The sequence below is a fragment of the Leptolyngbya sp. FACHB-36 genome (assembly GCF_014695955.1).
Lineage (GTDB): Bacteria > Cyanobacteriota > Cyanobacteriia > Leptolyngbyales > Leptolyngbyaceae > FACHB-36.
In genome coordinates this window covers 1-11,550 of sequence record NZ_JACJPG010000597.1, presented here as the reverse complement: position 1 = coordinate 11,550, position 11,550 = coordinate 1, and the positions used below count along the sequence as shown (strand labels likewise).

Sequence of the window (11,550 nt, the reverse complement as noted above, 5' to 3'; positions counted from 1 at the left end):
AACACTCCCCCAGCTTTGTTTGGCTGCATTGCTAAAAAACCTGTGGTTTCTTAGGAAACCACAGGTTTACAATATTGAGTCCGCGAAATTACTGCAAACTAATCGCGGCTGTTCAGCGCAATTAGCAGTCGCAGAATGAAGACGAACAGATTGATGTAAGTCAAGTACATCGATAGCGCAACAGGCAGGTATTGGTCATCCCGGTAGCTGCGAGGCAGGATATAAAAATCCACCACAGCGGCACCTACGAATAGGGCAACACCTAGACCCGAAATGGCAACTTCTAAGAAGGTAGGGGTGTAAATTCCAAAGAAACTCAGCCCCAACTGCACTAATAGCACCACAAACAGCGCAGCAATACCAAGCTGCACGGTTTTTGCTAGCGCCATGCCATCACGATCGCTCAAATTTGAGCCGATCGATCGACCGGCAATGAACGTAATCCCACAGCCTAACGCTGCAAAACCAATCCCAGGAAAACCCACGCCGCTGGTACCCAGCGCCACGGCGACTAAGCCCGTCAGCGTGTAGCCCGTTAGCAAGCTGTAGGTCGCCAACAGCGGCAGCGCTACAGAGTTATTGCCCTTCTCAGCCACATTGCTGGCAACGAAGAACAGAACCAGGCTCGCGATCGCCGCTACCCAGAACGTCGGCATAAACAAGCCTGGATTTGTTGCCAGGAGTTGCAGCCCACCGAAGGTACCGATCGCTGTCAATACAAGTCCACCACCTACCCAGGGTAGGGCGTTGGCGATGACATTGGGACCCACAAGGGCCTGATTTTTCGCGTCGCGAAACGCTTGACGAAAGTTACTGGTACTACTCACCGGAAGTCTCCGCTCATATCACAAAACAGTAAATCATCTTCTATTGTTGCCTAAGTTTTCGCAAATCTGCCAAAAAATGCCGCTGTCCGTATTTCTGCCGAACCCATAGAGGGAGACTCTACCGCAGTACCGTAAATCGACGATGGTTTCACCCCCCGTCTCTACGGACAATAGGCTCAACTCTGATGTGAAAGGTGAACTTGCAGATGACGGCGACTCAATCCTCTCTTCGCTCTCGCGGTATGGAGCTTCTCGTTTCCTACTACCAGAACCCCTCAGTCAAGCTCCGCAACCAACTTGTACAGATGAACGCAGGTTTAGTACGGAAGATTGCCCATCGGATTAGCCACCAGTGCGCTGAACCCTACGAAGATCTGGAGCAGATCGGCTATCTGGGACTGATTCGCGCCATCGAGCGGTTTAATCCCAGCCAAGGTTGCGCGTTTAGCTCGTTTGCGGTGCCTTACATTCGGGGCGAGATGCTGCACTTCCTCCGCGATCGTAGCGGTACTGTTAAGATTCCCCGTCGCTGGCAGCAACTCAACAAAGAAGGACAGAAAGTTCGCGAACTGCTATCTGCTAAAACCGGTCGCCAACCGAGCGATGACGAGATTGCACTAGAACTGGGCGTTACGACTGACGAGTGGCGCGAGTGCAAAATCGCTACGAAGAATCGACTGCCGTTGAGCCTGGATGCCACCGTTTGCCATCAGATCGACTCGCCGATGACCCTCGGTGACACCCTAACCGACACACACTATCAGAACCTGCAAGTGTTAGAGGAAGATCGCCAACAGCTTCAGCGGGCGATGAACCAACTCGAAGACAAAACGCGGCAGGCGATCGAGTTTGTGTTTCTCAAAGATCTCTCCCGCAAAGAGGTGGCTGAGCAGATTGGCGTCAGTCCTATGACTGTAACGCGCCGCATCCATCGCGGTATTCAGCAAATGGTGTCGGTGCTACAGCCACAAATGCTGCAAACCGATCCCTAACCGAATCGCTTCAGACCGTTCGGTCACTTTTCACTTGATGTCCAGCATTGGCTGGGTTGGTAGGTCCAACCCAGCCTTTTTTGTTGCACATACGCGTGTCCTAAAGCGGCTAATCTGGTAGCCAAGGCTCTGCACCCACCCAGCATCCCGCCCACCTACTGAGAGATCGCCCTATGAGCAGTCCCAACGCGTTTCCCGTTAAAGCCACGCTTCTGGGCATCAGTACGCTTACCGTCATGGCTGGAGCCACGATCGCTCCGTCCCTGCCCGCCATGCGCGAACACTTTGCCTCAGTTCCCAATGCAGATTATCTGGTGCGGCTGGCGCTGACGCTGCCCGCTCTGTTTATTGCCCTCGGTGCCCCCGTGGTTGGCGTGCTGATCGATCGCCTAGGACGCAAGCCGCTGCTGATTGCTGTCTTGCTGCTTTACGGCATAGCGGGTAGTTCCGGCTTTGTGCTCGATAGCTTGGGGATGATTCTGATAGGACGAGCACTGTTGGGGATTAGCGTGGCAGGTATCATGACCACCTCCATTACGCTGATTGCGGATTATTACGAGGGACCCACTCGCGCTCAATTCCTGGGACTGCAAGCAGGATTTATGGGGTTGGGCGGCGTGGTGTTTTTGACGGCTGGTGGATTTCTGGCTGATGTCAATTGGCGACTGCCGTTTCTGATTTACCTGGTTGCGCTGGCGTTGGCGCCCTGTGCGATGCTGGTTCTGCCAGAGCCAGATCGCACTCACACTGGTCCTCAAGATGCGGCGCAGTCCCCTCAAACTTTGCCGATCAGCTTGATTGCGCTGACCTACGGCATTGCCCTTCTGACTCAGATTGTCTTCTACCTGATTCCGGTGCAGTTGCCGTTTTATCTAAAACAATTGTTTCAGGCAAATGCGTCCCAAGCGGGTTTGGCGATCGCTCTGGCGACGCTTCTCTCAGCGGCAGCGTCGCTCAGCTATCGCCAGTTCAAGGCGCGCTTGAGCTTTGTGGCAATTTACGGCATCGCCTTTCTCAACATGGCGCTTGGGTATCTGCTGATTAGCACTGGCACAACCTTTGCGGTGGTGCTGCTGGGGTTGGCGATCGCGGGGTCTGGTCTGGGGCTGCTAATGCCAAATATGAATCTTTGCCTGACGCAGGTAACGCCCGATGCGATGCGCGGTCGCGTGCTTAGCGGTATCACGACGTCATTCTTTTTAGGACAGTTTTTGTCGCCGCTTGTCAGCCAGCCGCTGAGTCAGGCGATCGGACTGGGTGCCACGTATGCGACGGCAGGCGGGATGATGCTGGTTATGACGATCGTCACGGGCATTACACTGAGGCGCTGGAAATAGCAAAGCTTGATGATTGAGCAATTTCATGGGATGACATCCTGCCTGTGCCGAAAGTCGCCCACAGTATGTATTCGTAAGCGTTTTAAGGGTTAGTGGGCACTGCCCATCCTACTGCAAATGGCTCTCGCCAAATTCTGAAGGGGAGACGTGGGCACACTACAGGGTGTAAACCTAACCAGAGGCATCTACTTATGCCAGCGAATCAAATTAGTGCAACGTTGACTCAAGCGGACCGGGATGCAGTCCTCGCTGCCATTGCGACGATGAAGCAGAAGCTACCGTTTTTGATGGATTTGACGACGGAGGAGCGTAAGGCTCTGCCAAAGATGGGGGATAAGAGTCGGGCGTTTGTTAGCAAGGCGTTGGAGGTGGCGACGCAGAATTCAGATTTTTTGCCACGATCGTTTGACCTGGATGAAATGCGAAAGGATGTGCAGTTGTTTGAGGCGATGTATCCGATCGTGATGGCGATGACGCAGCTACAGGAATTGCTGGATGATACGTATGTGCTGGTGGGAAGTGAGGCGTACTCGGCGGCGTTGCAGGTGTATAACTACGCGAAGGCGAGTGGACAGGGGGCTGGTTTAGAGGCAGTGGTGGATGAGTTGGGGCAACGGTTTGCTCGCAGGACGAGGAAGGAGAAGCCGCAGCAGACAGCGGTTTAAAGTTCAAGTGAATTGATTGAATTTGAAAAGGAAGCGTTCTCGTTGTTGACGGGAACGTTTTTGTTTTAGATGGGAATGGTCTTGTTTTGAGTGGGAACGGTTCTGGTTTGAGTGAGAAGATTGCGGGTTGAAATGACACCGTTCTTGTTTTGAGTGGGAATGTTCCGATTTCAGCTTAAATTGTTGTGGGTTCAAATTGAATTGTTGCGGGTTTCAATCGCAATGATTTGGTTTTCAGCGAAACGTTTTTTGTTTCAGGGAAGACGGTTGCTGAATCAAGTCTGAAGTTTCTGGGTAAATTGGAAATTCCTTTGCTAGAAAGGATGCAGCTTTTCTATTTACATTCCTTCTGACTCTATGCTGGAAACGCTTCCCCTAATGCTGGCGACCCCGATCGCGAAGATTATTCTGGATAAGCTGTACGAAGGTGTGGGCAGCAAACTGGGTGAAAAGGCTGTGGAGGCAGCAACGGCACCGATTCAAAGATTGGGACAGGTGGTGTGGAATCGTTGTTTTAGGGGCAAACCGGGAACGGATAAGCTGCTGGAGGCGGCAGCAAAGGGTTCGCAGCCTGAACTGAAACAGGTACGGGATTATCTGCTGAAGGAGATGGAGAATCCTGCGTTTGTGGAGGAGGTGAAGCCGATCGCGCAGGAAATCCATCAGGTATTGGTTCGGTTTGACGATGTGAATGCCAAGAACGTACAGCAGATTTTTGGTGGGCAGGGATTGCAGGTGAATGAAAGGCAAGACCAGCCAATTATCCAAATTCAGGGCAATCCAACGATGCATTTCGGGACTCCGCCGAGATCCGATAATTGACTGGAGTCGTCGGGAGGGGCACCGACAAAGCTAACCACCCCACAGTTTCAAATTCCCTATCACCGCAATCCTCACTTCACGGGTCGATCGCAGTTTCTGCAAGAGTTGCACGAAACGCTAATGGGTGAAAAGGTAGCGGGGTTGAGTCAGGCGGCAGCGATCGCAGGACTGGGTGGAATTGGCAAAACTCAAACGGCGATCGAGTATGCCTATCGCTATTTTTGCGACACCCCAACCTATGAATGGGTGTTTTGGGTGAGGGCAGACACCGATTTGAATTTGGTGACGGGACTGGCGGAGATTGCTCGATCGCTCGATCTGCGGGGAGACAAGCTGGATGAGTTGGCAGCGCAGACGCGGCGGTGGCTGGAGACTCACGATCGCTGGCTGCTGATTTTTGACAACGCAGATGAGCCGAACTTGTTGAAACCCTGGTTGCCGAGGAATCCACAGGGGCGGGTGCTGCTGACTTCGCGATCGCGTCGGTTTGTCAGTTTGGGGATTTCAAAGCCGATCGAACTAAAGCAACTGTCGTTGGAGGAGTCGATCGCGTTTTTGCAGCAGCGGTGCGATCGTTCGTCAATGGATGCAACTGAGTTAGCGGCGGTGCGGGGGTTGGCGCAGGCGTTGGATGGGTTGCCTTTGGCGTTGGAGCAGGCAGCGGCGTATCTCCAGCAGATGCAGGTGTCGTTTGCGGTGTATTGGCGGCACTATCAACAGCGGCGGTTGGAACTGCTGGAGCGAGGACAGCCGGAAACGGGGGACTATCCGGCATCGGTGGCAACGACGTGGCTGTTGAACTTTGAGCAGGTGGAGCAAAGGTCGCCTGAATCAGTGCCGATTTTGCGGTTAAGTGCGGTGCTGGCGGGAGATGAGATTCCAGAGCAGTTGTTGTTGGTGTGTGCTGAAAAGTTTGGGATAACGGACTGTACAGACGAGTTGGCGCTGGCGGAGCAGTTGGCGGCGCTGGCGAATTTTTCGCTGATTGGGCGGGAGCAGGAGACAGCGAGTTACAGCATTCATCGGCTGGTGCAGGCGGTGGTGTGGCAAGGCTTGACGGCGGCGGAGCAACAGGATTGGATAAATCGAGCCATCGCGGGACTGAACTCGGTGTTTCCCGATGTGGCGAAGTTTGAGAATTGGGCAGTGTGTGGGCTGTTAGTGCCGCATGTGCAGGCGATCGCAGCACACCCGTCAGCCGAAACTTTGGAAACAACCGACTGGGGACGGCTGCTGAATCAGGCGGGATATTACTTGTATGAGCAGGGAAGGTACGAGAAAGCCGAACCTTTGTACGTGCGATCACTCCAGATTCATGAGCAGCATTTAGGCAAAGACCACCCCGATACGGCACAAAGTCTGAATAATTTGGCAGCGTTGTACGAGTCACAGGGACGCTACGACACAGCCGAATCCTTGTATGCGCGAGCACTCCAGATTTGTGAGCAGCAGTCAGGTCAAGACCATCGCAATACGGCAAGCAGTCTGAATAATTTGGCAGCATTGTACGAGTTGCAGGGACGGTACGAGGCAGCAGAACCCTTGTATGTGCGATCGCTGCATATTTGTGAGCAGCATTTAGGCAAAGACCATCCTGATACAGGAGGCAGTCTGAATAATTTGGCAGCGTTGTACGAGTCGCAGAGACGGTACGAGGCAGCAGAACCCTTGTACGTGCGATCGCTGCATATTTGTGAGCAGCATTTGGGCAAAGACCATCCTGATACGGCAACCATTCTGAATAATTTGGCAGTGTTGTATCGAGTGCAGGGACGGTATAAGGCAGCAGAACCCTTGTACGTGCGATCGCTGCATATTTTGACCTCAAAATTGGGTTTAACCCATCCCAACACTCAGCAGGCACGAACAAATTTAGCCATACTTTATGACGACATCGCAGCACAGTTCAAACTGCAAGGACGCTACGACAAGGTTGTGGAATATCTAGAAAAGGCGATCGCTCTGCGGCAGGCGATCGAGTAAAACAACGCGGTGGCAAAATCGGTGCTGAGGCAAGCGATTAAACTGACAATGCTCGTTGCCCAGCTGTACACAAGAACATCAAACCCTTTCCCCAAAGAAACCGCTGAACTCGCCGATATTACCGGACTCGATCGCAGCCTCACCCTTAGGACTCTCGCAAACCTCCGAGGTTTTGGTCACTCCTGTTGACCCTGCTTAGAAGAATGCCGAGCCAGCCAGCGATGTAGCACCAGAATCAGAGCCGCAAGCGGCAGCAGCGTCAGCGGAATTACGCCGAGGCTGAACCGAGTCGCAATCCAGCCGATCGCCGTGGGAATGCTTGCCGCCCCCAAACTGCCGACGCTGGTTACAAACCCGATCGCCGCCGGGACGATCGCCGCCGGAACGCGCTGGGGCATCAGCCAAATGGTGAGCGGAAAGATTGGACCCAGGGCAACGCCAACGAGCGGCAAACTGAGCAGCGGATTCGGAGATTGCCACCAGATCACCAAGCTGACCAGCAGCAGCAGCGTCGCAATGTTCAGTGTCCGAATCGCTCCCAAACGGCGCACCACTTGTCCGGTGACTAAGCGACTGACCGTCAGCCCCAGCCAGTAAGCGCTGATGCTGTAGCCCGCGATCGTCGTTGGAGTGCCCCGCCCGATCGCCTGCACGCTATACGCCCAGTTGCCCATCGAGGCTTCCGTGCCCACGTAAATCAGCAGCAGCAGTCCTGCAAGCAGCACCGTTGGCGTACTCAGAGCGACGCGCAAGCTCTCGGGTGCACTGGGACCAGACTCCGCCTGCGGCAAGTCGGGTTTGCCAAAGACCCCTGAGCGAAGCAGCCCCACGATCAGCAGTCCGACCACAGCAGCAAACACAAAGTACACCGATCGCCAATTCATCTGCATTGCCAGCAGGGTCGTGGCAACCGCAGGACCCGATAGTCCCCCGATGCCATAGAACGCATGCAGCAATCCCATATTGTTGGCGTTGCGTCGATCGCGGGCAATCTCAGTGTTCGTGCCTGCATCAATCAGCCCAATGCCCAATCCCAGAAACGCTCCTGCCGTCACCATCACCCACCAAAACGGAGCCAGCGCGTAGGTGAGCAGGGCGCTAGTAAGGACGATCGCCGCCACCAGTAGCATTCGTACCAATCCGATACGGCTACTAATCAAACTGCTTGTAAGCGCGGCTACCACGTAGCCAGCAATTTGGCTGACGAACAGCAGCGTAATCGACGCAGGCGTCAAGTCATAGGTTGACTGAATCGACGGGATAAGGACGCCCAAGCCGCCCTCAGCAATGCCAATAGCAATAAAGGCATAAAAGGCGAGGGCAATCCCAATCACTTCGACTTTTTCTTGCTAGCTTTTTTCCGCTTACCTGGGGATTTGGCGTCTTTTTTGCCTGATTTGACTTTTGTTTTCACCGTTTCAATGGCAGTTCCGGCAGTCCCCGCGATCGACTGAGTTGCCTCCTGTGCCATCCCTTTGGCTACCGCAATTACGTCAGCAGGTTCAGCATCGGCGATCGTAGACTTCACCGTGTTCACGATCTGCTGCACTGAGGGCACCGCACCGTCGAGCGCAGTGCCTGCCGCTTGCACTGTTCCGTCTGAGTCATCGTGATGCTTGGAGCGAACAGCCCGATCGATCACCACCTGAGCCAGTTCTGCCGCGACTGCCCCCGCGATCGCAGCTCCCAAGCGGTTCACATCCTCGCCACGCAGTCGCAATCCAGATAAGTTGGCTTTTAAGGAGTTGCCCGGTCCTTTAGCGCTTTTTTTAGCCGCTTTCTTTTTACTATCTTTAGCCATTAGTCAGGTGCTAAATGAAATTATCGAGTCATATAGCTTAGCGTTTCCGGTTCTTAGGTGCCTCTACTGAAGGAGTGAACATGGGTGTGGCTTAACTTCTAGCGAAATCTGTGTCATGATCCACGGCAAGGGCGGAAGTAGCCACGATCGCGGGTATTAAATCGCTGGTATGAGTCGGTGGAATTTATCCCTAAAAAACGGCATGTTTAGACGTAATAATTCTCAGCAGCAACAGCAAGCAAAAATTTTACCCACCTATATTTCTCCCAACAGCGAGTTTCGCGGAACGATGCATGTTGAGAGCAACCTTCTAGTTGATGGCATCATCCACGGCTCGGTGGAGGTGCGAGGCGATATGGAAATTTCGCCGAGTGGTCTTGTGGAGGGACCCGAAGTCCGAGCTAAAAACTTAGTGGTGCACGGGGTTCTTAAAGCGCGGGTGCTGGTTGAAGGAAAGCTGACTCTGAGCCACACCGCACGGCTAGAGGGTGACGTAAACGCCAACGCGCTCAGCATCGAGCCGGGAGCGTTCTATGTTGGCTACATTGAAACCGGAGACGTAAAAGCCCTGCCAGGAAACAAGCGACCAGAGCTAAGCGCAAGTGGCGATGAGTACTACCAGCCCTAGAAGAATTACGAATGATGAATTATGAATGATGAATTACGAATGGCATGCCCGTAACTCATAATTGATAATTCAAAATCCATAATTTAACGAATGACGTTGACGCAGGTTTGGGGAGCACTGATCCTGTTTGTTGTCGGTCCGCTAGTGGGTGGGCTTCCCTTAATTAGCTGGATTGTGCAGGGAATGACTGGGCGGCGACTGGAGCGCTTGGGCACGGGAAACGTGAGCGTTTCGGCTGCGTTCTACCATGGTGGGCGAACCGCGGGTATTTTTGCGGTGCTGTCGGAGGCGGCTAAAGGCATTGCGATGGTGCTGCTGGCTCGTACGTTTTTCCCCATCGATCCGGAGTGGGAGCTAATTGCCTTACTGGCGCTCGTCATGGGGCGCTATTGGTTTGGTCGAGGAGCCGGAACCACGAACGTCGTGTGGGGCTATGCAGTGCACGATCCGATCGCCGCTGCCCTGGTATTGCTAATTGGCGGCATTAGCTTCACCGTTTTGCGCGAACGGCGACAGGGACGCTTTAGTATCCTGGTGCTGTTTCCGCTGATTACGGCATTGCGGCATCCGCAGCAGTCAGCTTTAATAGCAGCGGCGATCATGTTAGCAGGCGTGCTTGGGTGGATCTATATGAAGCTTCCCGATGATTTGGACCTCGATTCACAAACGGTGCAGACCAGTTCTCGATCGATGTTTCGGTTTTTCCAGGGCGATCGGGGCGTGCACACGTTAGATGACAGGCTCGATGCTGGCAAAGTTGGGCAGAAAGCCGCCACGCTCTCGCAGTTGAAGCGTTTAGGCTATCCGGTGCCGCCAGGCTGGGTCCTACTGCCCGGAGATGATCCGGAGCCGCTGGTTGCCCTGCTTGATCCCTCGCCAGAGTTGCCGCTGGTGGTGCGCTCCTCGGCGATCGGAGAAGACTCGGAAACGGCATCGGCAGCAGGGCAGTACGAGACGGTGCTGAATGTGACTCGCCGTGAAGAGCTGCTTCCCGCGATCGCCCGCTGTCTGGAGTCCTACGATACATCTGCTGCCGCGCAGTATCGCCGCGATCGTGGCTCACCTGAGGCGTCGATGTGCGTGCTGATTCAGCCGCAGATTCAAGGGGTCTTTTCTGGTGTGGCGTTCAGCCGCGACCCAATGGCGCGGCAGGGAGACGCCGTTGTAATCGAGGGACTGCCAGGAAGCGCGGCTCAGGTGGTGTCGGGGCAAGTGACACCAGACAGCTACCGCGTGTTTGTGCGCGAGTCGGCAATCGGAAAATCGGACGATCGAGCGGCGTGGCTGCTCGCAGATGACGAAACGCTGGAAGTCGAAGGCAGTGGAGATCTACCGCCACGACTGGTGCAGCAAGTGGCGTTTCTGGCGCGGCAGCTAGAGCAGTACTACCACGGCATGCCGCAGGACGTAGAGTGGAGCTTTGATGGACAAACGCTGTGGCTGCTGCAAACACGCCCGATTACGACACTGCTGCCGTTGTGGACGCGCAAAATTGCCGCTGAAGTGATTCCTGATCTGATCCGTCCGCTCACTTGGTCGATCAATCGTCCGCTCACCTGCGGCGTCTGGGGCGATATTTTTACGATCGTGCTGGACGATCGTGCCGCAGGACTCGACTTCAACGACACCGCGACGCTGCACTACTCTCGCGCTTACTTCAATGCCACGCTGCTCGGTCAAATTTTTCGCCGCATGGGGCTGCCGCCCGAAAGTCTAGAGTTCCTCACCAGAGGCGCAAAATTCAGCAAGCCGCCGCTGCGATCGACGCTGCAAAATCTGCCTGGACTCCTGCGCCTTGTGCAGCGAGAGCGACGGCTCGAAACAGATTTCCAGCGCGATTACGACAAATGGTTCGCGCCAGTGCTAAACAATCTGGCGCAGTTTCCCACCCGCGATCTGGAGTTTCCGGCGCTGATGGCTCGAATTGATGTGACGCTGGATTCGCTGACGATGGCGACGTACTACAGCATTCTGGCTCCCCTCAGTGCTGCACTGCGAAAAGCGATTTTTCGGGTGCCTGACCAGCAGCTAGACAACCAGGCTACGCCAGAAATTGGCGCGCTGCGGGCGCTTCAGGACCTGGCCCGATCGGCGCATGACCTGTTGCAGCAGACAGAACGAGCACAGCCGCCAACTACGCCTGCTGAACTGTTTGATGCGCTGGCGGCGAGTCCGGCGGGGTTAACGATTCTAAATCAGTTTAATCAGGTGCTCGATCGCTACGGCTACCTCAGCGAAGTGGGGACGGACATTGCGGTTCCCACCTGGCGTGAAGACCCCCAGCCCGTGCGCGAGCTATTCACGCAGTTCTGCCTCAATCTGCCGCCTGCGTCAGTACCCCCACGCCCGGCATTTCCGGCTGTGCAGCGTCGCATTACCCTAAAAGGACGCGTCACTGAGGTTTACAGTCGTCTGCTGGCAGAGCTGCGCTGGAGCTTTGTAGCACTGGAAGCGATCTGGCTAGAGTCCGGTCTGCTGGAGCAGCCTGGCGATAT

The 11,550-nt window shown here is 54.7% G+C and carries 10 protein-coding genes; 7 read left to right on the top strand and 3 right to left on the bottom strand.

Annotated features, from left to right (window positions below; translation table 11 throughout):
* Positions 1-98: 98 nt before the first annotated feature.
* The gene (locus H6F43_RS17645; protein WP_190344025.1) at positions 99-827 is read right to left on the bottom strand and encodes a Bax inhibitor-1 family protein; all 729 of its coding nucleotides are present in this window, start codon (positions 825-827) and stop codon (positions 99-101) included.
* A gap of 206 nt (positions 828-1,033) precedes the next feature.
* On the opposite strand from H6F43_RS17645, the gene H6F43_RS17640 reads away from it, so the two are divergent.
* From H6F43_RS17640 to H6F43_RS17620, 5 genes are all read left to right on the top strand, one after another.
* Entirely contained in the window at positions 1,034-1,819 is a 786-nt protein-coding gene (locus tag H6F43_RS17640) for an RNA polymerase sigma factor SigF (protein ID WP_190344024.1), read from the top strand.
* Positions 1,820-1,992: 173 nt separating this feature from the next.
* The gene (locus tag H6F43_RS17635) at positions 1,993-3,156 is read left to right on the top strand and encodes an MFS transporter (protein ID WP_190344023.1); all 1,164 of its coding nucleotides are present in this window, start codon (positions 1,993-1,995) and stop codon (positions 3,154-3,156) included.
* Positions 3,157-3,347: 191 nt separating this feature from the next.
* Positions 3,348-3,821, top strand: a complete 474-nt coding sequence (locus tag H6F43_RS17630) for a hypothetical protein (RefSeq protein ID WP_190344022.1) — start codon at positions 3,348-3,350, stop codon at positions 3,819-3,821.
* A 357-nt stretch (positions 3,822-4,178) separates the two neighbouring features.
* The gene (locus H6F43_RS17625; RefSeq protein WP_190344021.1) at positions 4,179-4,643 is read left to right on the top strand and encodes a hypothetical protein; all 465 of its coding nucleotides are present in this window, start codon (positions 4,179-4,181) and stop codon (positions 4,641-4,643) included.
* A gap of 105 nt (positions 4,644-4,748) precedes the next feature.
* Positions 4,749-6,626: a tetratricopeptide repeat protein gene (locus H6F43_RS17620; protein WP_277879962.1), complete on the top strand. Its 1,878-nt coding sequence runs from the start codon at positions 4,749-4,751 to the stop codon at positions 6,624-6,626.
* A 176-nt stretch (positions 6,627-6,802) separates the two neighbouring features.
* Here the strand turns inward: H6F43_RS17620 and H6F43_RS17615 are convergent, their stop codons facing one another.
* Together H6F43_RS17615 and H6F43_RS17610 are read right to left on the bottom strand one after the other, a co-directional pair.
* Entirely contained in the window at positions 6,803-7,957 is a 1,155-nt protein-coding gene (locus tag H6F43_RS17615; RefSeq protein WP_190344039.1) for an MFS transporter, read from the bottom strand.
* The gene (locus H6F43_RS17610) at positions 7,957-8,427 is read right to left on the bottom strand and encodes a hypothetical protein (protein ID WP_190344019.1); all 471 of its coding nucleotides are present in this window, start codon (positions 8,425-8,427) and stop codon (positions 7,957-7,959) included. Before H6F43_RS17610 ends, H6F43_RS17615 begins: the two co-directional genes overlap by 1 nt.
* A 202-nt stretch (positions 8,428-8,629) precedes the next feature.
* Between H6F43_RS17610 and H6F43_RS17605 the strand changes: the two genes are divergently transcribed.
* Positions 8,630-9,055 (top strand): polymer-forming cytoskeletal protein, encoded by a 426-nt coding sequence (locus H6F43_RS17605; protein WP_190344018.1) that lies wholly within the window; start codon positions 8,630-8,632, stop codon positions 9,053-9,055.
* Positions 9,056-9,145: 90 nt separating this feature from the next.
* On the top strand, positions 9,146-11,550 hold a 2,405-nt coding region (locus H6F43_RS17600; RefSeq protein WP_190344017.1), incomplete at its 3' end, for a glycerol-3-phosphate acyltransferase.